The sequence below is a fragment of the Mesorhizobium sp. L2C066B000 genome (assembly GCF_000502335.1).
GTDB lineage: Bacteria > Pseudomonadota > Alphaproteobacteria > Rhizobiales > Rhizobiaceae > Mesorhizobium.
The window spans coordinates 1-23,814 of sequence record NZ_AYWZ01000023.1 but is presented as its reverse complement, the minus strand read 5'-3'; the positions used below and the strand labels follow the sequence as shown (position 1 = coordinate 23,814).

At 63.0% G+C, this 23,814-nt stretch carries 24 protein-coding genes; 5 read left to right on the top strand and 19 right to left on the bottom strand.

Going from position 1 to position 23,814, the window contains the following annotated elements; translation table 11 throughout:
* Positions 1-43: 43 nt before the first annotated feature.
* From X733_RS138280 to X733_RS138290, 3 genes are read right to left on the bottom strand one after another with little or no spacing between them, the layout of a single operon-like run.
* The gene (locus X733_RS138280; protein WP_032911534.1) at positions 44-460 is read right to left on the bottom strand and encodes a type II toxin-antitoxin system VapC family toxin; all 417 of its coding nucleotides are present in this window, start codon (positions 458-460) and stop codon (positions 44-46) included.
* Positions 460-702 carry a type II toxin-antitoxin system VapB family antitoxin gene (locus tag X733_RS138285; RefSeq protein ID WP_023687289.1) on the bottom strand — a complete coding sequence of 81 codons (243 nt, stop codon included), beginning with the start codon at positions 700-702 and terminating at the stop codon, positions 460-462. Before X733_RS138285 ends, X733_RS138280 begins: the two co-directional genes overlap by 1 nt.
* Positions 703-749: 47 nt before the next feature.
* Positions 750-3,548 carry a DUF2339 domain-containing protein gene (locus tag X733_RS138290; protein WP_023820176.1) on the bottom strand — a complete coding sequence of 933 codons (2,799 nt, stop codon included), beginning with the start codon at positions 3,546-3,548 and terminating at the stop codon, positions 750-752.
* A 247-nt stretch (positions 3,549-3,795) separates the two neighbouring features.
* On the opposite strand from X733_RS138290, the gene X733_RS138295 reads away from it, so the two are divergent.
* On the top strand, positions 3,796-4,260 hold the full coding sequence (locus X733_RS138295; protein ID WP_023670246.1) for an NUDIX domain-containing protein: 465 nt from the start codon (positions 3,796-3,798) through the stop codon (positions 4,258-4,260).
* Positions 4,261-4,361: 101 nt separating this feature from the next.
* Here X733_RS138295 and recO read toward each other — a convergent pair whose 3' ends face one another.
* The 11 genes from recO to rpoZ form a co-directional block, all read right to left on the bottom strand.
* On the bottom strand, positions 4,362-5,153 hold the full coding sequence (gene recO, locus X733_RS138300; protein ID WP_023670245.1) for a DNA repair protein RecO: 792 nt from the start codon (positions 5,151-5,153) through the stop codon (positions 4,362-4,364).
* A gap of 102 nt (positions 5,154-5,255) precedes the next feature.
* Positions 5,256-6,149, bottom strand: a complete 894-nt coding sequence (locus X733_RS138305) for an aminoglycoside phosphotransferase family protein (protein WP_023820175.1) — start codon at positions 6,147-6,149, stop codon at positions 5,256-5,258.
* Positions 6,150-6,194: 45 nt separating this feature from the next.
* The gene (gene era / locus X733_RS138310; protein WP_023670243.1) at positions 6,195-7,121 is read right to left on the bottom strand and encodes a GTPase Era; all 927 of its coding nucleotides are present in this window, start codon (positions 7,119-7,121) and stop codon (positions 6,195-6,197) included.
* Positions 7,118-7,834, bottom strand: a complete 717-nt coding sequence (gene rnc / locus X733_RS138315; protein WP_023692856.1) for a ribonuclease III — start codon at positions 7,832-7,834, stop codon at positions 7,118-7,120. Before rnc ends, era begins: the two co-directional genes overlap by 4 nt.
* The gene (gene lepB / locus X733_RS138320; RefSeq protein ID WP_023670241.1) at positions 7,834-8,583 is read right to left on the bottom strand and encodes a signal peptidase I; all 750 of its coding nucleotides are present in this window, start codon (positions 8,581-8,583) and stop codon (positions 7,834-7,836) included. Before lepB ends, rnc begins: the two co-directional genes overlap by 1 nt.
* 90 nt (positions 8,584-8,673) lie before the next feature.
* Positions 8,674-9,087: a holo-ACP synthase gene (gene acpS, locus X733_RS138325; RefSeq protein WP_023670240.1), complete on the bottom strand. Its 414-nt coding sequence runs from the start codon at positions 9,085-9,087 to the stop codon at positions 8,674-8,676.
* A complete protein-coding gene (locus tag X733_RS138330; RefSeq protein ID WP_023670239.1) occupies positions 9,084-9,668 on the bottom strand; it encodes a DUF2062 domain-containing protein in 585 nt (194 codons plus the stop codon). Before X733_RS138330 ends, acpS begins: the two co-directional genes overlap by 4 nt.
* Before the next feature lie 265 nt (positions 9,669-9,933).
* Positions 9,934-10,314, bottom strand: coding sequence for a VOC family protein (locus X733_RS138335; protein ID WP_023684494.1), 381 nt, complete (start codon positions 10,312-10,314; stop codon positions 9,934-9,936).
* Positions 10,315-10,325: 11 nt separating this feature from the next.
* The gene (gene pyrE, locus X733_RS138340; protein ID WP_023684495.1) at positions 10,326-10,904 is read right to left on the bottom strand and encodes an orotate phosphoribosyltransferase; all 579 of its coding nucleotides are present in this window, start codon (positions 10,902-10,904) and stop codon (positions 10,326-10,328) included.
* Between the two features lie 106 nt (positions 10,905-11,010).
* Positions 11,011-13,242, bottom strand: coding sequence for a bifunctional (p)ppGpp synthetase/guanosine-3',5'-bis(diphosphate) 3'-pyrophosphohydrolase (locus tag X733_RS138345; RefSeq protein WP_023670236.1), 2,232 nt, complete (start codon positions 13,240-13,242; stop codon positions 11,011-11,013).
* Positions 13,243-13,368: 126 nt separating this feature from the next.
* Positions 13,369-13,767 carry a DNA-directed RNA polymerase subunit omega gene (gene rpoZ, locus X733_RS138350; protein WP_023820174.1) on the bottom strand — a complete coding sequence of 133 codons (399 nt, stop codon included), beginning with the start codon at positions 13,765-13,767 and terminating at the stop codon, positions 13,369-13,371.
* Positions 13,768-14,099: 332 nt separating this feature from the next.
* Here rpoZ and X733_RS138355 point away from each other — a divergent pair, with 332 nt between their 5' ends.
* Together X733_RS138355 and X733_RS138360 are read left to right on the top strand one after the other, a co-directional pair.
* On the top strand, positions 14,100-14,681 hold the full coding sequence (locus X733_RS138355) for an NYN domain-containing protein (RefSeq protein WP_023670234.1): 582 nt from the start codon (positions 14,100-14,102) through the stop codon (positions 14,679-14,681).
* A complete protein-coding gene (locus X733_RS138360) occupies positions 14,678-15,343 on the top strand; it encodes a uracil-DNA glycosylase (protein ID WP_031194157.1) in 666 nt (221 codons plus the stop codon). The genes X733_RS138355 and X733_RS138360 overlap by 4 nt, the downstream gene beginning before the upstream one ends.
* A gap of 268 nt (positions 15,344-15,611) precedes the next feature.
* On the opposite strand, the gene X733_RS138365 is transcribed toward X733_RS138360, so the two are convergent.
* The 3 genes from X733_RS138365 to dapA form a co-directional block, all read right to left on the bottom strand.
* Positions 15,612-16,331: a GH25 family lysozyme gene (locus X733_RS138365; protein WP_023820172.1), complete on the bottom strand. Its 720-nt coding sequence runs from the start codon at positions 16,329-16,331 to the stop codon at positions 15,612-15,614.
* 70 nt (positions 16,332-16,401) lie between these two features.
* On the bottom strand, positions 16,402-16,881 hold the full coding sequence (gene smpB, locus X733_RS138370) for an SsrA-binding protein SmpB (RefSeq protein ID WP_023687280.1): 480 nt from the start codon (positions 16,879-16,881) through the stop codon (positions 16,402-16,404).
* A 25-nt stretch (positions 16,882-16,906) separates the two neighbouring features.
* The gene (dapA, locus tag X733_RS138375) at positions 16,907-17,788 is read right to left on the bottom strand and encodes a 4-hydroxy-tetrahydrodipicolinate synthase (protein WP_031194155.1); all 882 of its coding nucleotides are present in this window, start codon (positions 17,786-17,788) and stop codon (positions 16,907-16,909) included.
* Positions 17,789-18,066: 278 nt separating this feature from the next.
* Here dapA and X733_RS138380 point away from each other — a divergent pair, with 278 nt between their 5' ends.
* Both X733_RS138380 and X733_RS138385 read left to right on the top strand, forming a co-directional pair.
* The gene (locus X733_RS138380) at positions 18,067-20,100 is read left to right on the top strand and encodes a lytic transglycosylase domain-containing protein (protein WP_023820170.1); all 2,034 of its coding nucleotides are present in this window, start codon (positions 18,067-18,069) and stop codon (positions 20,098-20,100) included.
* Positions 20,101-20,376: 276 nt separating this feature from the next.
* On the top strand, positions 20,377-21,297 hold the full coding sequence (locus tag X733_RS138385) for an alpha/beta hydrolase (RefSeq protein ID WP_023820169.1): 921 nt from the start codon (positions 20,377-20,379) through the stop codon (positions 21,295-21,297).
* A gap of 40 nt (positions 21,298-21,337) precedes the next feature.
* Here the strand turns inward: X733_RS138385 and X733_RS138390 are convergent, their stop codons facing one another.
* Complete coding sequence (locus X733_RS138390) at positions 21,338-22,366, bottom strand: site-specific integrase (RefSeq protein WP_245274548.1); 1,029 nt, start codon at positions 22,364-22,366, stop codon at positions 21,338-21,340.
* A gap of 288 nt (positions 22,367-22,654) precedes the next feature.
* Positions 22,655-23,812 carry a porin gene (locus tag X733_RS138395; protein ID WP_050588725.1) on the bottom strand — a complete coding sequence of 386 codons (1,158 nt, stop codon included), beginning with the start codon at positions 23,810-23,812 and terminating at the stop codon, positions 22,655-22,657.
* Between the last annotated feature and the right edge of the window lie 2 nt (positions 23,813-23,814).

Sequence of the window (23,814 nt, the reverse complement as noted above, 5' to 3'; positions counted from 1 at the left end):
GTGATCGGCTAAATTATTCCCCGCAATCAACAAGAGGGCCGAATTATCCTAAATCGGTCTGCGCGAAATCATGGCCTTTGTATAGCAGTGGAAGATCGCGGCTTTTCGCGCAGGCGTAAGCAAAACAGTCCCCGAGATTCAGATCCGCCTTGTGGCCAACGGCTTTGCCGTAACGGGCACTCGCGTCAATGGCCCGAGAGCCGATGTTGTCGTCAATGGCCAGACTCTCTCCCATGATCTCCACAATGAACTCATCGATCAGATCGCGGGCATGGAGAAGGGCTTCAGCGCTGGGTCTGCGCGGGCCGGCGCCAGCCCGTGCCAATGCCTGTGTTGCTTCGAAGTGAACCAACGGAGAAACCCAGACCCGCCCGGAAAAACCGGATAGCTGCTTCAGCAATTCCTCCCACCCAGGTTCCTGGTTGAGAATGGCGACGATCACCGACGCGTCGACAAACATCAGTCTTCCCACAGCTCGTCGGTGAACTTCTTCATATCGAAATCGGGATTGGGCAGGCCAAGCTTCCTGGCCCTGTCCTGAAGACTGGCGATCCGATCGCGCAGCGGCACCTTCGCCCGATTGCGCTCAAGTTCGTGCACGAGCGCGACCCGCACCGCCTCCGTTTTGCTCGGAGCGTTCGTCTCGCGTTGCAATCTGCTGGCCAGCGCATCCACTTCGTCGTCGCGGATATAGAGCGGCATCGAATATCCTCCGTTGGATATTCATATATTCCATCTCGTATATCACCTCAAGTTGCAGCGTTGGCCTCCCTCGCCGCCCGCGTCAGCAGCCGCTGGTAGAACAGGCCGATGCCGATCAGCACGGCGCCAAGACCGATGAAGGACAGCGCCCTGAGCACGCCTTCCAGTTCCGACATGTCGAACAGGAAGACTTTTACCACGGCAATCGCGATCAGCGCCGCCGAGGCGATGCGCAGCACCTGCGACTTCAGCCAGACGCCGGCGGTGAGCAGCACGACGCCGATGATCAGCCAGAGCGCCGAATAGGTGTAGGTCTCGAGCTGCCCGAGGCCGCTCCACAGGCCGATGAACTCGCCCTTGAACACGCGCCTGACCGACAGTGTGGCGTAGGCGAAGACAAGCAATGCCGCCACCACCGCCAGCATCTGCGCATACCATGGCGGCCGCTTGTCCCTGGCATAGAGCGCCAGCCCGCCGGCGGCTATGGCCGGCAACAGGTAAGCCAGGAACAAGAGGTTGAACACCGGGATCTGGCCGGTCGATTCGTCGGTGAACAGCGGATTGAGCACCAGGAAATGCTGGAGGACGATGAAGGCGACCGAGAGCACGCCGGCGGCCATCGAGCCGTAGCGCAGCACAGAGCTTGGCGAGCGCATGTCGATCGCCAACAGTATTGCGCCGGCGCCGATGGCGATCAGCGTATAGATCGCCTGTTCGGCGAGCGTCACCGGGCCGGTGTCGATGACGCCACCATGCATGGCGTGGCGCACCAGCATGGCAACGGTGAGCAGCGCGAAAAGGGCTGCACCCGCTTCCATGGCCAGGCGCGGCCGGCCATTACCAGCTGTTGGTAGTGCGGGGGTGGTACGCGCGAGTTGCCAGGCGGCAAAGCCGAAGGCTAGCGCCGGTACGCCGTATCCCGGCAGCAGCCAGTTGAACACCCGGGTCGTCGTCAGGAACTCGGCGCCGACGATGGTCGGATCGAAGGCGACGCGGCCCAGCACGGCAACGACCGCGCCGACCGAAATCCAGCCAAGCACCGGATAGCTGCGCCACCGCGTCGCCAGCGCCGGCACGATGGCGGCAACGCCGGCAAGAATGGTCGTCCAGCCGGATCCGAAGGCCATGTGCAGCATCAGCAGGCCGGCCAGAGCCGAGCCGCAAAGCGCGAAGGAGACGGCGATGTCGCCCTTGAGCGGCGGCTGTTCGGCGCGCGCGATCCATTCGCCACCGGCAGCGAAGACAACAACCAGAAGGGCAGCTATCGCTGCGTAGACAAGGTCGCGGTCGAGATTGCCGTAGGCAAGCCACAGCGTCAGCAGAATAAGCAGCGGCGCAGCGACGCCCCATGCCGCCCAGCATGCCGCGCGGACCCGTGCTGAGGCGGCGAAGCGGCGTGCGGCCCAGAAGCCGGCGCCGATGAAGACCAGGCCGAGGCCAATGCCGATGCGCAGCGTCAACGGATTTCCGGCCGCCACCGGCATGCCGTCAAAGCCGATATTCCCCTGGGTTATGTCGGAGCCGATGGTGGTGGGCGGAATGATGCCGAGATGGATCATCACGCTCACCACGCCGGCGGCATGCAGCAGCGGCAGCGCGCGCGGCCGGTAGAGTGCGGTGGCGACAAGGGCGACGAGGACGAAGGCGCCCGGCAAGGCGCCACCGGCGGCGACCAGCGTCGTGTCGACGGACAGGCCTAGCGCTGAAAACGCAACGAAAACGCCAGGCACGATCGAGGGCCAGTCGAAGCCCGCCTTTGCAGGTTCCGCTTCGCCGCCACGACTGCCCAGCCAAACAAAGGCAAGCACCGCCAGCGTCACCGCGTCGATGAACAGGACGACGGCAAGGTCGGCGAACCGGATGACGGCAAGGTCGGCGACGAGCGTACTCATCATGTAGGCGATGGTCCAGGCGCCGGTGCCGAAGAAGGCGGCCGCAATCAGGAATTTCCAGTCGCGAATGCGGGCGATCACGGCTGTGGCGGCAAGCACGATCGCCAGGTAGACGAACAGCGCCCATGGGTTGGGCGCCTGCGAGGACACAAGCGCCGGCGTCGCCATCGAGCCGACAAGGCCGATGCCGGCCAGGGCCTGGCCGTGGACGAGGGCGGCGACAATGGTCGCCACGCCGATGGCGCCGAGCACGGTGAAGGCGAAGGCCGGCCCGACGAAACCGTAAATGGCATGCGCGGCATAGACCGTACCGAACAGGATGAAGGCGCCGGCAGCCGTCAGGATCGCCGGAATATAGGCGCCTGCAGCCCCTTGCACCGGCACCTTGAAGCCGGTGCGGCGGATGAACTCGCCGCCGCCGATCAGCACCAGGCCGAGCAGCGCCGCCAGGGACAGCCGCACTTCAGGGCCGAAAATGCCGGCCTCGATGGTGTAGCGGATCAGGAACAGGCCGCCCAGGGCCAGCGCGACGCCGCCGACCCAGACCGCCCAACGGGTGCCGAGCGCCGTTTCGACCTCTGACTGGCGGGCTGCCTTCGACGTGGCGGCAGGCGCGGATCCGGTGAATGCCGCCTTGGCCGCGGCCGACAGTTCTGGCACGGCCTCGCTGGTGGCCGCATCGGCTTCGGCGGCCGGTGCCTGGGCATGTGCCGCGTCTGCTGTTGTTGGCGAAGCTATGTCGGCAACTGGTGCGCTAGCGTGAGCGGCATCCGCCGGTGCGCTTGCAGCCTGCTCGGCCGGTTTGGCAACGGGCGGTGTCGCATGCACTCCGGACAGAACCAGGCTGCGCAGCGCTCCGAGCTCGCGCTCGATCAGACTGACGCGGCCCTGCTGGCGCAAGACGAGGACAAAAAGCACGATAACGACGACGGCGCCAATCAGGCTTTCAAACATGGCGGTTCCCCCAAACCAGGCCAGTTTTCACTGACAATTGCGGCGGCCACACGGCCACCCCAGACGGCTATTCAAGTCACGCCACCGCAATGGTGGCCGAAAAGAAGTTATCGAGCATGTTTCGTCGGCAAATTCCAGCGGCCTACGGTCTTTATCCTCACCCATCATCTGAGATAGCCAGGAATGGCATGCCGCCGCCACTTGCCCAGGAGCCATGCTATCCTCGGATGAACTACGAGGAAATCGAATGCCGAAACGAAGTGCAGGGCTGCTGATCCACCGGACAAGGGCCGGCATTCTCGAATTTCTGCTCGTCCATCCCGGCGGCCCGTTCTGGGCAAGGAAGGATGAAGGCGCTTGGTCGATCCCCAAGGGCCTCGTCGAGGACAATGAAGATGAGTTGGCCGCCGCCCGGCGCGAGGCTGGGGAAGAACTCGGAGTCAGCATCGATGGCGATTTCGAACCTGTCGGCAGCTATCGGCAAGCCGGCGGCAAGATCGTCATCGCCTGGAGTGTCGAAGCCGATTTCGATCCCGATGCCGTTAAAAGCAACATGTTCACGATGGAATGGCCGCCCAGGTCAGGCGTGACGAGGGAATTTCCCGAAATCGACAGGGCCGGCTGGTTTTCCTTCGCCGAGGCCAGCCTCAAGATCCTCGGCGGTCAGCGCGCCATCCTCGATGATTTCATGGAGCATCGCAAAGCCGGCTGAGGCTCTTGCCCTACGAGTACCCCCACCCTAACCCTCCCCACAAGGGGGAGGGAATGCTCCCGCATGCAGCTTTTGGTGTGAACCTGGACGGTTTGCGGAGGTCAGCACCCACCGAGTCTCCCTCCCCCTTCTGGCGCAGCGTCTGCCGTAAGGGCGGCCTTGCCGCCCGAATGATGCTTGCGCAAGGCGGCGAGGAAGCCGGCACGGGCATCGGGCTGTTCGATGCCGCGCGGCTCGTAGACATGGCGGGTGAAAAAGAAACCGGTCAGATGGAAGGCGTCCTCGAGTGCCGCGTGGTCCGCCCGCAAGCCGGAGCCGCGCCGCAGGAAGGCCGGCAGCGCCAGCATCTTGTCGCGCCATGGCGCGCCGGCCTGGCGCGAAACCGCGCGGCCGGATTTCGGCGAGACATAGGCCAGATCCTGCCTGGCGCCGGTCGCCGCGCACTGGCTGAGATCGAGGCCGAAGCCGAGTTCGTCGAGGATGAGCAGTTCGAAGCGCGCCACCAGTTCGCCGGCGGCATCCGAATCGTCCAGATGGGCGATCATCACGGCAAGCGTCTCATAGAGGCCGCCATGGGCGTCGCGCTCCGGCAGGAGCCTGAGATGCGCGGCCATGGTCTGCAGGCCGTAGACGGCGACTGCGCTGTCCATCAACCTGGCGGCATTCATCTCGATCGCCTCGGCCTGGAAGGTGCCGAGATGCTCGTCGAGGCGTGCCCGCCACAAAAGGTCGACGCGGTTGCCGGGCTGCAGCACCGGCTGCTGCTTGCGCGAGCGCCCGCCGCGCACCAGGCCGAGATGGCGGCCATGCGCACGCGTCATTACCTCGAGAATGGCGCTGGTTTCGCCATGCTTGCGGGTGCCGAGTATGATTCCCTCGTCGCGCCATTCCATGGCAGGAGCTTGTCACCGGTTGCGTGGCTAAATCAAGGTTTTGGCGCGCCGCGTGCGATCTGTGCTGACATTGGATCCCCACACATCGTCGAAAGGCTCCGATCACGCGAATTCCCGGTGATCGGCCAGGACGTCGTCGATGACGCGGCGCGATCGTTCCGCCTCGGCCTGGTTGGCGTCGTGTCCGGCAACGGTGATCAGCGCTTTCCACAGCGTCCAGCCGCGGCCGCGCGCCCAGGTCGCTTCATCGACGTCGATGGCAGCCCGGAATGCCTCCCGGCTCTCGCCCTGGAAGAATGTCCAGGCGATCGCCAGGTCGCAAGAGGGATCGCCGATGCCTGAGGTGCCGAAGTCGATGATGGCGCTCAAACGGCCGTTTTGGACCAGAAGGTTGCCCCAGGCGACGTCTCCGTGGAACCAGACGGGCGACCCTTGCCAGGTGGCGGCAAGGGCCGCATCCCAGACAGCGGTGGCCGCCTGGGTGTCGATCTGCCCCTCCAGCGCCTGGAGTGCTTCCCTTGTCTGGTTGTCATACACGCTCAGCGATCCGCCGCGGAAGAAATTGTGCTGGCCCGCGGGCGGCCCGCCCGCCGGATCGATCCGCCGGAGCGCAATGAGGAACTTGGCCAGATCGACCGCGAACTGTCGGCGATCGGCGATTTCGGCGGTCTTGGCTGTTTCGCCGTCGATCCAGCGGTAGACGGACCATTGCCAGGGGTAGTCCTCCCCAGGCTCGCCCATCGCCAGTGGAACCGGGATCGGCAGCGGCAGAAGCGGCGCCAGCCTGGGCAGCCAGCGGTGCTCTTTTTCGACCTGCAAGGCATATGGTGCGGCACTCGGCAGCCGCAGAGTCATATCATTGCCGAGGTGGAAGGTTCGGTTGTCCCAACCGCCAAACGTCACCGGGCTAACCGGCAGATGCCGCCATTGCGGAAACTGCGCGTTGACCAGCCGGCGCACGAGATCGGTATCGATGGTCGGTTTTGGATCAGGCATGTCATCGTCTCAAACTGCCGGAGCGGCATTTCCAGACGATGAAGCTCAATGGGGAAACTCAAGCCCCATCTCACGGTAGCGTTCGGGGTCGTCGCCCCAGTTTTCACGCACTTTGACGAACAAGAACAGGTGCACTTTCTGCTCGAGAATGCCGGCTATTTCCATGCGCGCCGACTGGCCGATGGCGCGGATGGTCTCGCCCTTGTGGCCGAGCACGATCTTCTTCTGGCTGTCGCGCTCGACATAGATGGTCTGGTCGATGCGCACCGAGCCGTCCGGTTTCTCTTCCCATTTCTCGGTCTCGATATGCGAGGAATAGGGCAACTCCTGATGCAGCCGCAGATACAGCTTCTCGCGGGTGATCTCGGCGGCCAGTTGGCGCATCGGCAGGTCCGAGATCTGGTCTTCCGGATAGTACCAGGGGCCGACCGGCAGCGCTTGCGCGAGATAGTCGAGCAAATCCTTGCAGCCGGAGCCGGTCAGCGCCGAGACCATGAAGGTGCGCTTGAACGGCACCTTTTCGTTTGCTGCCGCAGCCAGGGCCAGCAGCGCCTCGTGCTTGACCCGGTCGACCTTGTTGAGGATCAGCACCATCGGCTGGCGGACGTCCTTCAGCCGCTCGAGGATGGCGTCGGCGTCACCCCTGATGCCGCGCTCGGCATCGATCAGCAGAAGCACGATATCGGCGTCCTTGGCGCCACCCCAGGCGGTGGTCACCATCGCGGTGTCGAGCCGGCGCTTCGGCTTGAAGATGCCGGGCGTATCGACAAAGACGATCTGCGCGTTGTCATGCGTGGCGATGCCGCGCACGATGGCGCGGGTGGTCTGCACCTTGTGGGTGACGATCGACACCTTGGCGCCGACCAGTTGGTTGACCAGCGTCGACTTGCCGGCATTGGGCGCCCCAATCAGGGCAACGAAGCCGGAATGCGTGGCCTCCGCTGCCGGAGGGAGATCTTCGCTGCCGGTCACGCCGCACTCCCTTGGTTGGCCCAGATGCCCTCGCGCATAAGAAACGCCGATGCCGCCGCTTCTTCGGCTGCGCGGCGAGAGCCGCCCGTGCCGCTCGCCGGCGCAAAACCGCCGACCTTCACGGACACCGTGAAAACCGGTTGATGTTCAGGTCCCTCGCGTTTCTCGATCGCGTATTCGGGCCTGACATCGCTGGTCTTGGCGATCCATTCCTGCAGGTCGGATTTCGGATTGGGCGGCTTGGCCACCACCTTTTGCGAGCGCGGCTCCCAGTAACGCAGGACGAATTGCCTTGCGGCATCGAGGCCGCCGTCGATATAGACCGCCGCGATCAGCGCCTCGACCGCATCCGCCAGATAGTTTCCGCCCGAGCCGCGCGAGCGCGCCTTCAAGGCAGCGTCGGCCCGAACCAGATCTTCGAGCTGCATTTCAATGCCGATCTCGGAGCATGTCCGCGCATCGACCAGGGCATTGAAGCGCGGGGCGATTTCACCTTCCGGCGCCTCAGGAAACTTTTCAAAAAGCAGGTCGGCAACGATCAGGCCGAGCACGCGGTCGCCAAGGAATTCGAGGCGCTGGTTGTTGCTGCTTGCCTTGACCGCGCTGGAATGCGTCAGCGCGGTCTCGAGCAAACGGACGTCCCGGAAGGAATGGCCGGTTTTGGCTGTCACCAAATCGGCCAGAGTTTCACCCGTCGGGCGCTTCAAAGCCATCAATTCACGAAATGGAACAGGCGCGATAGGCGCACCAGCGACGGCCATTTCCAGATCTCGAGCGGGCTCGCCTTCCCGGCGATCGAGAAGAAGACGATGTTAGCGCGGCCGACAAGGTTCTCCGCCGGCACGTAGCCGACGCTGAGGCGGCTGTCGGAGGAATTGTCGCGGTTGTCGCCCATCATGAAATAGTTGCCGGGGGGCACGACGAACTCGCGGGTGTTGTCGGTGATCGAATTCGGTGTCAGGTCGAGCGTGTCGTAGCTGACGCCGTTGGGCAGGGTCTCGCGATAGACGTCGACCGGCTCAGGCACTTCCGTGATATCAGGATTTTGGATCTGGCCGGTTTTCACACGAGGCACGCCCTGGCCGTTGATGAACAATTGGCCGTCCTTCATCTGGATCTTGTCCCCCGGCAGGCCGACGACGCGCTTGATGTAGTCGAGCGACGGATCCGGCGGGAACTTGAAGACCACCACGTCGCCGCGCTTCGGATCGGAACCCCAGATGCGGCCGGAAAAGATGTCGGGGCCGAATGGCAGCGAATAGCGCGAGAAGCCGTAGGACCATTTGGTGACGAACAGATAGTCGCCTTCGAGCAAGGTCGGCCGCATAGAGCCGGACGGGATCGAGAAGGGCTGGAACAGCAACGTGCGGATGACCATGGCCAGCAGCAAAGCCTGGATGATGACGCTGACGATTTCGCCAAGCCCGCCGGATTTCTTCTCGGATTTTTCAGCCACGCTCATGTCGTCCTCGATTGTGCGTTGGATGGTATAGAGTCTCGGCGCGCGCTGGGCAACGTCAAGTCGGCGTTAGATAGCGGTCGTCTGATGCAATCAATGTGGCGCTTGTTCGGCGGGCAACGCCTCGATGATCACAAAGGCTTGAGCAAGCGGGAAATCATCGGTGATTGTGAGGTGGATCGCCGCTCTGTGCCCCTGTGGCAGGATTTTGGCCAGCCGTGCCGCCGCTCCCCCGGTCAGCGCCATCGTCGGCGCGCCGCTGGGCAGGTTGGCGACCCCCATGTCGCGCCAGAACACGCCCTGCGCGAGGCCGGTGCCAAGCGCCTTGGCGCAGGCCTCCTTGGCGGCGAAGCGCTTGGCATAGGAGGCTGCGCGGCCTTTGCGGCCTTCCGAGCGGACCTGTTCGACCTCGGTGTAGATGCGCTGGATGAAGCGCTGACCATGCCGTTCCAGCGACTTTTCGATGCGTCTGATGTCGATCAGGTCGCTGCCGATGCCGATGATCATTCCGCCGGAACTTCCCGTCCGCGGTGCCCGGCCTTATGCGCCCGCTCTGCCATGCGCTTCCTGCGCTGCTCGCGAAAGGCTGTCATCCCCCAGCGGGTGATGCCGTAGAAGATCAGCCCGAAGATCAGGCCGAGCGGCACAGCGCCGATCAGCATCGGCTCCAGCACCGGATGCCACAGTTTTGCAAACGACAGCGTGTGCATCATCTCACCAAGATGCGCAGGCGGTCCGTTCTTGGGCAGGCGCTCATGCAGGATCAGCTTGCCGACTTCCCAGGACGCTCCCCACAGCAGCGGGAAAGTCAGCGGATTGCCGAAGAATACCGCGCCGAGGGCGGCGGCCACCAGATTGCCGGCGACCACCCAGCAGAGCACGGCGGCGACGGCGAAATGGAAGCCGAGCGGAAAGAAGGAGGCGAAAACGCCGGCCGCGACGCCGGCCGCCACCGCATGCGGTGTCGCCTTCAGCCGCAGGATGCGCTTGGAGAAATATTGCAACGAGCGCGAAAACGAGCGGCGCGGCCACAGATAGGTACGCACCCGCTCCAGAATGCCATCAGGCTTTCGGCGTCGAAAAAGCACTCTGTTCCAGTTCCCGGTTCATCACGCCCAAATTGCAACCATCCCTGGCCGGGCGCGGTCGCTCCATCTTGCGCTTCGAGGGCGCAGAAAGGCAACAACGACTTTGATATAGCGACTGCCTTGCGGCGGAACAATGAAACGCCGCCGCGATGGTCTGCCGCAGGCGGGTAACAAGAGCGCCATTGGGGCGAAACTGAGGACAATATCGATGAAAGCTCCCCGACGACGGCAAGGTCCGCGCGAAGACGACGCCGAGGCGGATAGACTATTCCCGATATTCGCTGACTTCGACCAAATTGCTGTCCGGATCGCGGAAATAGACCGACATCATCGTGCCGCGGGCGCCGGTGCGCTCGACCGGACCGACTTCGATGGCAACGCCATTGGCTTCGAGACTGGCGCAAATCTCGGCAAGCGGCCTTGCGGCGATCAGGCAGAAATCGCCGGACCCAGGCATCGGCGTCTTGGCTTTCGGTTCAAAAGTGTGCGTTGCCTGATGCAGGTTGATCTTCTGCGATCCGAACAGCAACGCCGTCGGCCGGTTCGGCTCGTCGTGACGCTTCAGGCCAAGCACCCGCTGGTAGAAGGCGCAGCTGTCCTCCACCGAGCGGACCGTCAGCACGAAATGATCGATGCCGGCGATCATCGTGATGTCCCCTAAATGTTGCGGCTACCCGGCTTGATCGCCGGGATGGCGGCAAGTTCGGGCGGCAGGCGGTCGGCGGGATAGGCCGGCACCTCATATTCGGCAAGCGCGATCAGCGGCACGCCGACATTGGTCTTGCCGGCCGAGCGGTCGATGATGCAGGCCGCCGCCACGACCTCGGCGCCAATCGCGCGCAGGCAGTCGATGGTTTCGCGAATCGACAGGCCGGTGGTGACGATGTCCTCGACGATGACGACGCGCGATCCCGGCGCGATCTCGAAACGGCGCAGCCTGAACTCGCCGCCTTCGCGCTCCACCCAGATTGCTGGCACACCGAGATGGCGCGACGTCTCATAGGCCGGGATCAGGCCGCCGATCGCCGGGCCGACGACGTAGTCGATCTTGCCCGGCACCGCCTTTTGAATCTTCTCGGCCAGCGCCTTGCAAAGCCGCTCGGTCTTGTCGGCATGCATGAAGACGCGCGCCTTCTGCAAGAAGACCGGGCTGCGCAGGCCGGACGTCAGGATGAAATGCCCCTCCAGAACAGCGCCCGCCTCGCGGAAAATGCCCAGAACTTCGTCGGTATTCATAACTCGCCCCATGTCCATGGTGAATGGTTAATGGTGAATGGTGGTGAGAGCGCCTTCTTTCACTATTCACTATTCACTACACCATTCACTATTCACTATTCACTATTCACCCATTCACACGCCGCGCATCGCTGACGCTCGAATTATCCTTGAGCTGCGACAGCAGCCGGTTGAGGTGCTTCAGATCCCAGACTTCGAGATCGATCAGCATTTCGGTGAAGTCGGGCGCGGTGCGCACCATAGACAGCGTATGAATGTTGGCGTCGTTGGAGGCAACGACCTGGGCGATATCGGCGAGCGAGCCCGGCGCGTTGATGGCGGTGACCGAGACGCGCGCCGGAAAGCGCTCCTTGGTCTGCTCGTCAATGTCCCAGCGCACGTCGATCCAGCGCTCCGGCTGGTCGTCGAAGGCCTGCAGCGCCGGCGACTGGATGGGATAGATGGTGATGCCGGTGCCCGGCTGGACGATGCCGACGATGCGGTCGCCGGGCACGGCCCCTTCCGGCGCGAAACGCACCGGCAGGTCGCCGCGCACGCCGCGGATCGGTACCGCGCCATCGCGCGGCTGGTCCTTGTCCTTGCGCGCGGCTCGGGTGCCGGGCATCTGGAACAGCATGCCGGCGGCGTTGCGGATCTTCGACCAGCCCTCCTCGCGCTGCTTGGGGGCGCTGACGGTGACGCGCTCGTCCTTGTAGTCTGGGAAGACGGCCTTCATGACGTCGGTCGAGGCGAGTTCGCCGCGCCCGACCGAGGCTAGCACATCCTCGATGTCCTTGCGCGCCAGCCGGTGCAGCACCGGCTTCAGGCTTTCCTTGGTGAAAGTCTTGCCGGCGCGCTCGAAGGCGCGCTCGAGAATGCGGGCACCAAGACCTGAATATTGCTTGCGAATGGCGTTCTTGGTGGCGCGGCGGATGGCTGAACGCGCCTTGCCGGTGACCACCACCGACTCCCACGCCGCCGGCGGCACTTGCGCCTTGGAGCGGATGATCTCGACCTCGTCGCCATTCTTAAGTTCCGTCATTAGCGGCATGATGCGGCCGTTGACCTTGGCGCCGACGCAGGTGTCGCCGACGTCGGTGTGCACGGCATAGGCGAAGTCGATGGGGGTGGCGCCGCGCGGCAGAGCGATCAGCATGCCTTTCGGCGTGAAGCAGAACACCTGGTCCTGGAACAGCTCCAGCTTGGTATTTTCGAGGAAGTCTTCCGGGTTGTCGCCTTCTGCCAGTTGCTCGATGGTGCGCCGCAGCCAGGCATAGGCGTTGGTCTCCTTCGAGATCGCATGGGCGGCGCCGTTCGTCTTGCCGCCGGTGTCCTTGTAGATCGAATGGGCGGCGACGCCATATTCGGCGATCTTGTTCATCTCGCGGGTGCGGATCTGCAGTTCGACGCGCTGGCGCGACGGGCCGACAATGGTGGTGTGGATCGAACGGTAGTCGTTCTGCTTGGGCGTAGAAATGTAGTCCTTGAAGCGGCCAGGCACCATCGACCATGTGGTGTGGATGGCGCCGAGCGCGCGGTAACAGTCTTCGACGCTGTCGACGACGACGCGGAAGCCGAAGATGTCCGAGAGCTGCTCGAAGGACAGCGCCTTGGCCTCCATCTTGCGGAACACCGACCACGGCTTCTTCTGCCGGCTCTTCACCCCGGCATTGATGGCATGCTTCTCGAACAGCGCCGACAGCGCCTTTTCGATGTCGGTCAGCACACCCTTGTTGCGCTCGAATATCTCGGCAAGCCGCGCGGTGACGGCGCGGTAGGCTTCCGGATTGATGAAGCGGAAGGCGATCTCTTCCAGCTCCTCACGCATGCCTTGCATGCCCATGCGCCCGGCCAGCGGCGCGTAGATGTCCATCGTCTCCTCGGCGATGCGCAGGCGCTTGGCCTCGGGCATGTGGTCGAGGGTGCGCATGTTGTGCAGCCGGTCGGCGAGCTTGACCAGCAGAACGCGGACATCCTCCGAGATGGCCAGCAACAGCTTGCGCAGGTTTTCCGCCTGCTCGGCCTTCTTGGAGACGAGATCGAGCTTCTTCAGCTTGGTCAGGCCTTCGACCAGCTTGCCCATTTCGGGGCCGAACAGATCGTCGATCTCGGCCCGCGTCGCGGTGGTGTCCTCGATCGTGTCATGCAGCAAGGCGACGGCGATCGTCGCCTCGTCCATGTGCATTTCGGTGAGGATGGCGGCGACTTCGAGCGGATGCGAGAAATAGGGATCGCCGGAAGCGCGCTTCTGGTGGCCATGCTTCTGCATGGCGTAGACATAGGCCTTGTTGAGCAGCGCCTCGTTGACGTCAGGCTTGTAGCGCGCGACGCGCTCGACAAGCTCATACTGACGCATCATGGGCGGGTTCTCACGGTGCTGAAATGATTGATGCGCCGCACTGATGTACGGCGCATCTCATAGATAGCCACGAAACACACGGGACGGAAGTGCCGGAACCATATTCCCGGCAGGTCCAGGGCGCGATTAGTAGTCGTCGCTCTTTTCCGGGGGCACAAGGCCCTCGATGCCGGCCAAAAGGTCTTCCTCGGTCATGCGATCGAAGGTGACGTTTTCTTCCACGTCGGCGTCGGTAGCTGCAACTGCGTTGCCGGTCTGGTCGGCGATCGCCTCGCCGTCAGCCTCGGGCTCGTCGACCTCGACATGCTTCTGCAGCGAGTGGATCAGATCTTCCTTGAGGTCGTCGGGCGACAGCGTCTCGTCGGCGATCTCGCGCAGCGCCACGACCGGGTTCTTGTCGTTGTCGCGCGGCACGGTGATCGGCGCGCCCTGGCTGATCTGGCGGGCGCGGTGGCCGGCGAGCAGCACGAGCTCGAAGCGGTTGTCGACCTTGTCGATGCAGTCTTCAACGGTTACGCGGGCCATTGATTGCCCCTTTCATGCCTGGATTTGATGGAAAACAGGCGCGGTCCATAACCCGAACGCCGCCGAAATACAAGCATTATGGCGCTGTGGCCTCGTGGGCTGGCGGATGCCAGTTTCTGGGCGCCGGTGAATGCCTTGCCGGCGAAGCCCGCCTACCGGCGACGACACGGCTCCGATCACAATTGCTTGCAGTGCGCCCCGGCACCCTTGGATTGCCGTAAAACTGGCGCTATCTCGGTTGACGAAAGGTCAGCCGGTTTATTTACGAGCCGACCGATATAAACGACCCATTTCGATTAGTCCGCCACCTATTTCGAAAAAGGAATATTGCCATGTTCGACCCCCGTGAAAAAATCGCTCTTTTCATAGACGGCGCCAATCTCTACGCCACCTCGCGCGCACTCGGCTTCGACATAGACTACCGCAAACTGCTATCCAGCTTCCAGAAGCGCGGCTATTTGCTGCGGGCCTATTACTACACCGCATTGGTCGAGGATCAGGAATACTCTTCGATCCGCCCTTTGATCGACTGGCTCGACTACAATGGCTTCAAGGTGGTGACCAAGCCGGCCAAGGAGTTCACCGACTCGACCGGCCGCCGCAAGATCAAGGGCAATATGGACATCGAACTGACCGTCGATGCGCTCGAACTTGCCGATGTCGTCGACCACTATGTCATCTTCTCCGGCGACGGCGATTTCCGCACGCTGGTCGAGGCGCTGCAGCGGCGCGGCCGCAAGGTCTCGATCGTCTCCACCATGGCCTCGCAACCACCGATGATCTCGGACGATCTGCGCCGCCAGGCCGACCATTTCATCGATTTGACCTCGCTGAAGAACGAGGTCGGCCGCGATCCCTCCGAACGGCCGGTGCGCCGGCCCGAGCCGGCCGAAGTCGAAGAGGAAGACTATTGACGGCGGCGGCCTTGGACGCGGCTCCCGAACCCGACCGCGACTGCCCGCTCTGCCCGCGCCTGCATGATTTCATCGCAGACTGGCGGCAGCGAGAGCCGTCGTGGTTCAACGCGCCGGTGCCGACCTTCCTGCCGCCTGATGGCGAGGACGCCGTCGAGCTGCTGATCGTCGGGCTGGCGCCCGGCCTGCGCGGCGCCAACCGCACCGGGCGACCGTTCACCGGCGACTATGCCGGCGACCTGCTCTACTCAACGATGATCGCTCACGGTTTTGCCCGCGGCGAGTTCAAGGCGCGGCCGGATGACGGGCTCGAACTGATCGGCACCGCGATCACCAACGCGGTGCGCTGCGTGCCGCCGGAGAACAAGCCGGTCGGCGCCGAGATCTCCACTTGCCGCAGCTTTCTGGTGCCGACGATCGCGCGCTTTCCAAAATTGCGCGCCGTGCTGGCGCTGGGCTCGATCGCCCACCAGTCGACCGTCAGGGCGCTGGGCCAGCGCGTCGCCACCTATCCGTTCAAGCACGGCAGTCGGTTGCCGGCCGGCGGCGTCACGCTGTTTTCCAGCTATCACTGCTCGCGCTACAACACAAACACCGGTGTTTTGACCGAACCCATGTTTGTCAAGGTATTCAGCGACATCGCCGCCTTCCTGCGCAATTAACGCCTTCAGAACCCCGCCAGCACGATCTTGCCCTTGGCTTGCCCGGGCGCGGATGACGAAGCTTGCCGAAAGGCAGGCATGTCGAGACAGGCGCTCTCCAAAGCCTTGAGCGGCGACGGGAAGCCGGAATTGCGACAATCATGAAAGTCCCGGAAGCGCTCGGTCTGAAACCGACCTTCGTTAGCGCGCAGACTGGCCGGAACGCTGGGTAGGGCCGATCAGCGCCGCGATGTTTGGTTCCAATCTCGCGCCGGTCGAGCACGCCAGGTCAAGGCGCGGCAAACAACTCAGCCAGCTTCTCCTGCCCGCCCTTCAGCACATTCAGATCGACATCGCCGATGATACCGTCGACGCGGCCCATATTGTGGTACTGCCAGTAGATCCAGTCGTTGCGACCTGGCTCCAGGAGCAACGAGCGACGCCAGAGCGGGCGAACGTCGATTTTCCCGGCATAGGCGTCCTCAGCCTCGTCGGTCAGGTAGATGATCGCCGGCTTGCCGAACGCAGCTTCAACCGGTCCGAGGAAGGCCTGGAGTTCCGCGCTCAGCTGTTCCGGCGACGGGCGTTGCGGGCAGTTGCCGCCGAATTCGATGTCGACGACCGGTGGCAGCAGTGGCTGGTCGTGCGGCACCACCGCGATGAAATTTTTCGCCTGGTCGGCGCCCGGCCGGCAGAAGGTGAAGAAGTGATAGGCGCCGACGGCGAGGCCGGCCGCGCGCGCCTCGCGCAGATTCTTGGCGAAGGCATCGTCGACATGGTCGCCGCCCTCGGTCGCCTTGATGACCGCGAAGGCGACATCGTCGGCGGCAACGCGGCGCCAGTCGATCTCACCCTGATGATGGGAAACGTCGATACCCCTGACCGGATAGCTGTCACGATCCGGCGAGAAGGTCCGGAAATAGAAGAAGCCGCCTGCCGCGACGAGGCCGGCAAAGACCAGACTGGCCGCACCCCAGAGGATGATCCGGTTCTTCAAACCTTTCCCCATCGTGTGTCGCTGCTGCAGCTGTTCGAAACTTGAAAGCCGACGTCTGGCTTTTCTGGGACTGCCCGAGGTTCTAGCCGCGTTCCTTCATGAGCCGGCCCTTTTCGCGCGACCAGTCGCGCTGCTTTTCGCTCTCGCGCTTGTCGTGCAGTTTCTTACCGCGGCCGACGGCGAGCAGCAGCTTGGCACGGCCCTGGTCGTTGAAGTAGATTTTCAGCGGCACCAGCGTCATGCCTTCGCGATCGATGCTCTGCGCCAGTTTTGCCATCTCGCGCTTGTTGAGCAGCAGCTTGCGGCGCCGCCTGGGCTCGTGGTTGAAGCGGTTGGCCTGCAGATATTCCGGCAGATAGGAGTTGATCAGCCAGATCTCGCCGCCCTCGACCGAGGCGTAGCTGTCCTGGATATTGGCCTGACCCTGGCGCAACGACTTGACCTCGGTGCCGGTCAGCACAAGGCCGGCCTCGACCGTGTCGAGCACCTCATAGGAAAACCGCGCCTTGCGGTTTTCCGCAACGGTCTTGTTGTTGGGATCGGCTTTTCTGACCTGGTTCATGATGCGGAGAGGTGGCGCCTCATCCTTAATTTATCAAGCCGGCGTGTTTCATCGCCGCATCGATCTTCTCGGCGGTCGACGCCTCGATGGTCACCAGCGGCGAGCGCACCACGTTCTCGACCTTGCCAATTTTCGACAGCGCGTATTTGACGCCGCACAGGCCGGGCTCGAGGAAGATGGCCTTGTGCAGCGGCAGCAGACGGTCCTGCAATTCCAGCGCCTTGACGCTGTCACCGGACAGTGTGGCTTCCTGGAATTCGGCGCACAGCCGCGGCGCGACATTCGACGTCACCGAGATGCAGCCGACACCGCCATGAGCGTTGAAGCCGAGGGCAGAGGCATCCTCACCTGAAAGCTGGATGAACTCCTTGCCGCAGGTGGCGCGCTGTTCGGACACGCGCTCGACCTTGCCGGTGGCATCCTTGACGCCGACGATGTTCTTGAAGTCGTGCGCCAGCCTGCCCATCGTCTCCGGCATCATGTCGATCACCGAGCGCGGCGGGATGTTGTAAATGATGATCGGCAGCTTGGTCGCCCTGGCGACGGCAGCGAAATGCTCGTACAAGCCGCGCTGTGTTGGCTTGTTGTAATAAGGCGTGACGACCAGAGCGGCGTCGGCGCCCGCCTGCTCGGCATACTGCACCAGACCGACCGCTTCAGCGGTGTTGTTGGAGCCGGCGCCGGCGACGACCGGAGCGCGGCCCTTGGCCACATCGATGCAGACCTTGACGACATGGCGATGCTCGTCATGCGACAGCGTCGGCGACTCACCGGTGGTGCCGACCGGGACGAGGCCCGTCGTGCCCTCGCCAAGTTGCCATTCGACGAAAGCGCGAAAGGCTTTCTCGTCGAAACGTCCGCTCTTTTCGAACGGCGTCACGAGCGCAGTAAGCGAGCCTCTCAGCATGTCGTCCAACTCCTTGGAACTTGTTTGTTTATGCGTGTCATCGTCCCAAAACCGGTTCCCGCTTTTGGGCGACATGCATCGGGCGCCTTCTAGCCGAAAGCGAAGCCGCGCACCATAGTCTCGACACTGTTGCGCGGCAAGCATGCCGATGGTGCCAGCAAGCGCAATTCGAACGGCCTCGATAACCCTTTGTTTACGAGCTCTTCACGACCTAAGTCTAGGCTCTCGGGCACCTGGGCTTGCCATTTAAAGTGCCGCAACAGGGAAAGATCAGGATCATGCCGGCCAGTCGGCCACTCCGCTTCATATTGCTTGGCGCCGTTGCCCTGCTGATAGTGGGAACGGCGGCAAACGAGAGCGTCGACGAGCAGACGACCTCATCGATCCCGATGCCTGACATGCAAGATGGAGCGCAGACCGATGCGCCCTCCGCCAATATCGCCGTGTTGAAAGGCAGTCTCGACGCGTTGGCGACCGGCGATATCGCCGCGGCACGAGCGGTGCGCGAAACATTGCCGGCCAGTTCGCTGGACCGCCATATCCTGGCCTGGGCGATCGCGCTCTATGGCGGCGACCGTGTGCCGAGCAGCGAGATTGCCGATACCGCAAAGATGTTGCCGAATTGGCCGGGCACCATCGCTCTGCGCAAGAACAGCGAGCGCGCGCTTTATCGCGAAAACCCCTCGCCGCACACCGTGGTGAAAGCCTTTGACGGCAGCCAGCCGCTGACCTTTCAAGGCGTGGTCATCCTTGCCCGTTCTTATGTAGCTCTTGGCAACACCAAGGCTGCGCTTTCCGTGCTGTCGCCATTCTGGCGCACCGAGAAGCTGGAAGCCAGGGACGAGGCGGCCGTCAGCAAGGAGTTTGGCGCCATCATTCCGGCTGCCGACCATCGTTTCCGCATGGAACGGATGTTTTATGCCGACCGGGAGAATTCGGCACTGCGGGTCGCAGCACTTGCCGGCGCGCAACCGCTGGCCGATGCCTGGGCCGCCGCCTCGCGTGGCGACAAGAACGCGGCCAAGCTGTTGAAAGCGGTGCCTGCCGCGCAGCAATCGGCCGGCTATTTCTTCGCGCAAGCCGAATATCTGCGCAAGCAGCGGAAGTTTGCGGACGCCGCCGCGGTGATGATGAAAGCGCCAACGAACCGCGACGCGCTGGTCGATCCCGATGCCTGGTGGGTCGAGCGCCGCGTGCTGTCGCGCGCACTGGTCGACCAGGGCGACTGGAAGACCGCCTACAAGATCGTTGCCGCGCATGCCGCCGAAAGCCCCGCCAGCGCCGCCGAGGCCGAATTCCACGCCGGCTGGTATGCGTTGCGCGGCCTCAACGATCCTGCGACGGCCTCGACCCATTTTGCCCGCATCGCCGATCTCGCGCAGGGACCGATGTCGCTGTCACGCGCCTATTACTGGCTTGGCCGCGCGGCGGAAGTCGGCGGTCCCGGCAATGCGAAGGATTATTTCACCAAGGCGGCAGCCTATGGCACCACTTTCTACGGGCAGTTGGCGGCGGAACGGGTTGGCTTGCGCACGCTGAACATCGTCTATCCCGAGCCAAGCACTGCCGACCGCCAAAGCTTTGACGGCCGCGAAGCCGTCAGCGCCATCAAGCGGCTGCAGGAGGCGGGCTACGACCGCTATGCCGAGACGCTTTACCGCGACCTCGCCGGGCAGTTGACCAGCCCCGGCGAGCTGGCGCTGCTTGCGGTGCTGGCGGAAAAGCAGGGCAATCATTTCATGGCGCTGAAGATCGGCAAGATCGCCGGCGCGCGCGGCATCGATGTCGGCGCGCTGTCGCATCCGCTGGGCGTCATTCCCGACACCGCCGACATTTCCGGTTCGGGCAAGGCGCTGGCTTATGCGATCGCCCGCCAGGAAAGCGAATTCAATGTCGGCGCCGTCTCCAGTGCCGGCGCGCGTGGCCTGCTGCAGCTGATGCCGGGCACCGCCAAGCAATTGGCGAAGAAGGCAGGACTGAGCTTTTCCCAGGATCGGCTGACCAGCGATGCCGGTTACAATGCGACGCTGGGGGCTGCCTTCCTTGGCGAGCAGCTCGACCGCTTCGGCGGCTCCTATGTGCTGACCTTCGCCGGCTACAATGCCGGCCCTAACCGCGCCAGCCAATGGGTAGCCAAGTACGGCGACCCGCGCGGCAAGGGCATCGACGCCGTCGTCGACTGGATCGAGCGAATTCCCTACACCGAAACAAGAAGTTACGTGCAGCGCGTGATGGAGAATTACGAGGTCTACAAGATGCGTATTTCGGGGAAGTACGATATCGTTGGGGATTTGGTGAACGGAAGAGGCTGAGGCCGCAGAGCTGTCGCCACGGGCAGACGTTGGCGATCCTTCGCGCCCCCCTTGCCGGCCATCTCCCCCACGAGTGGGGAGATCAGCTGTCATTGCCGATTTCGCCAATCTCCAACGTCGAAGGAAGGGCGTAGCGCCTGAACCGCCAATCTCCCCCCTCGTGGGGGAGATGTCTGGCATTTCCAAGAGTGTCAGCTTGCCGACAACCCTCGATTTGACCGCTCCCACCCTCGCCTGTAGCAGACGGAGACAATCCGGACAGGGAGTCCTTTTAATATGTCGAGCACCGACGGCTTCTCCGACTTTTTCTACACCGCGCCGGACGGGCTCAAGCTTCACGCCCGCGTCTATGGGGAGATAAACTCAGGAACCTGGCCGGTGGCCTGCCTGCCCGGGCTGACCCGCAACGCGCGCGATTTCCATGGGCTGGCGCTTTATCTGTCGCAGCGAACCGACAATCCGCGCAAGGTCATCGCCTTCGACTACCGCGGCCGCGGCCAGTCCGCTTACGACCCTGACATCGGCCACTACACTATCGGCATCGAGGCCGGCGATGTCCTCGCCGGGCTGGCTGCCCTGGACGTCGAGGAAGCGGCCTTCATCGGCACATCGCGTGGCGGACTGATCATCCACGTGCTCGGCGCGCTGCGGCCAGCCATACTGAAAGCCATAGTGCTGAACGACATCGGACCAGTGATCGAGGCAGCGGGGTTGGCCCATATCCAAACCTATCTCGACCCGGCACCGAAACCGAAGAGCCGCGCTGAGGCGATCGATGCGCAACGCGTCGCGCACGGGGCAGATTTTCCCGCTCTGACCGAGGCGGATTGGGAGCGGATGGTGTCGGCGCTCTACCGCGAGACGGACGAAGGCCTCCTGCTGCCGGATTTCGACACGCAGCTGGTCGAGACGGTGGCGGGCCTCGACCTCAGCAAGCCGTTGCCGGATCTGTGGCCGCAGTTCGAGGCGCTGGCGGCGATACCTTTGCTTGCCATCCGCGGCGCCAACTCGAAACTCCTGTCGGCCGACACACTCGACGAGATGCAAAAGCGTCATTCCGGCATGGAAGCGATCACCGTCGAGGGCCAGGGCCATGCGCCCTTCCTGGAGACAGGCAATCTGCCGGGCGCTATCGCGGCTTTCCTGGATGAAGCGGAATGTTTGGATCGGATAAGTAATCCCCAAGATCAAATCTGATCCTGGGGTTGTCGTGGCAGTATACGAAAGCCTTGGGTAACTATTTGGCTTTCGAGCTTTTCCGGGGCGCCTTGGGTGCCTTCGCCGCTGCCGCTTTGCTTTTTTGAGCAGGCGCTGGCACTGAGGCCGTGGTCAGCGGCGATGCGAAGGCCGAGCTTTTTCCGTCGCCGGACAGCCCTTCGCCGCGGGGCGTTTCCAGCACGACGACGCAGCCGTCGAGATCGTTGGTGGCCAGATGTGCGTAGCGCATGGTCATCGAAAGCGTCTGGTGGCCAAGCCACATCTGCACGCGGCGGATGTCGATGCCGCCCTGGACCAGACGTGAGGCGCAGGTGTGACGCAAGATGTGCGGCACCACCTGGTCGTCGGCGCCGAGGCCGACCTCGGCCTTGGCATCGTTCCAGATGGCGCGAAACTGCGCCTGGCTGAGTTTGGTGAACGGACCTTTGGGCCGGCGGCCCTCTGAGGGCGGCAGTTTGATCACCTCTTTGACCCGCTCGGTCATCGGGATGGTGCGGCTGCGGCCGGATTTGGTGATCCAGAACGAGACGCGGTGTTCCTGGATGTCGTTCCAGATCAGTCCGAGCGCCTCGCCGAGACGGCATCCGGTGTCCACGAGAAAGCATGAAAGACGGTAGGCATCCTCGCTGCGGGTCCTGATGGCGGCGAACAGCCTTGCTTCTTCGTCCCTTTCGAGGAAACGTATCCGTCCCGCCCGCTCCTTCTGGCGGCGGAACTCGGGCAGGCTGTGGATATCCCCCATCTTGTAAGCCTTGCGCAGCAGTTTGCTGAGGGCAGCCATCTTTCGATTGATGGTTGCGTTGCCGTTGCCGCGCTGGCGCAAGGTGCCGATAAGGTTGTCAAGGGTGCTCTGGTCGAAGGCGCTGAACCGTTCTCCGAGGAGAATCTCGTCTATTTCGCCGATGAAGGAGCTGACATTGTACTTATGTCGCCCATCATCCCAGAGTATGTCTCGGTACGCTGAAAAAAGCTCTCCGACCCGGTGCGACTTTACTTCTCTGATCTTGTTGTAGCTGTATTTTATCTTCGCATTTTGAGAAGAGAACATTGAGAAATGTTCGGAGGGGTCGCCCTCTTGTATCGCTTCGATGGTCATAAATTGCCACACCCCCGAGTGGATAGAGTCAGACCTACCCGCTTGGAAGCGTCCTTTCAAGAGATTTAATCACGCAGTTGTGAATTCATCCACCATCAGCGGATCCCACGAACTCACCCTACGGACTGTTCAGCTGCCGATTCCCCCTGTTCCTTCTGCTTGTCTTGACCTAGTCACGAAACAAAAACAGCCCGGGCGTTGAAGCGCCCGGGCTGGTATTCACCTGTCTAAAGCCAGCCCTTAGAACGAGCGCTGGAAGCGGAGCATGCCGCCGATGGCGTCGTCGCCATCAGTGATACCGGTCCAGTTGTGGTTCAGGGTGCCACCGTCTTCACCGATGCTGCCTGCATTGACGTAGTCGACTTCGGCCGTGACCGTGAAGCCCGGGACAACGTCGTAGGCAATGTTCGCGGCGATGCCGAGGTTCTTACCTTCGTCATACGAGACCTGGGCGTTGAACGAGGTCTTCTCGTTGATGGTGTAAGTGCCACCACCCCAGACTGCCCAGTTGCCATCCCACGGCTTGTAGAAGCCGCGGCCGCCGGCCGGGAACGCATAGGTCGTATCCGTCAGGTTGTCGTCGGTGCCGTAGCCGCCCATGATGAAGAGCGACAGGTTCTGCATCGGGGTGATGTCCAAACGAATCTTGCCGGAGACTTCTTCATAGTTGCTGTCATAAGCGAGCACGCCGGTGATGGCGCCCCAGCCCTGCGTGTACTTCAGACCGCCGACGACATGCGGAACGTAGCTGTCGATAGTGCCCACGCCGTAGACGCCGTTGCCGGCAAGGTCTACCGTGCCGCCGCCCGAACCTTCTTCGAGCGAGATCACGGCCGAGAAGCCGTTGCCTGCGTCGAAGTAGTACTGGATGACGTTGGTGTCGAAATCACCGTAGGGAACGAGCGTATCCTGGATGACGTTGCCGGCGTAGCCGATGAACGTGTTGAACGCCGATTCGTCCTTACCAACGCGCAGGCCACCAAGCTGGATCCAGGCGAAGTTCAGCGAAGCACCGGTGTTGCCGGCAGGATTTACGTCACCAAGCGCGCCCGCATCACGGTTGTTGTTCTGGAAGTTGAAGCGGGTCTCGGTGTAGGTCTTCAAGGTGCCGAGCTCGGTTTCCTGGCCGGTCCAGGTCTTCAGCGAGAAGCGGGCCTTCTTGAAGTAGGTGTCATTGCTGCCGCCGTCCTCAACGTCGGCGGACGTCGCACCGTCGAACGAACCGACATCACCCACGCCGATGTCGTAACGGACATAGCCGCCGATGCGCAGGCAGGTTTCGGTGCCGGGGATGTAGAAGTAGCCCGAGCCGTAAACGTCGCAAATCTTGACGTATTCAGCCGGTTCCGGCTCGGCGACGACGACGGCGTCGGCGGCGCGCGCACCGGAAACTGCGATCA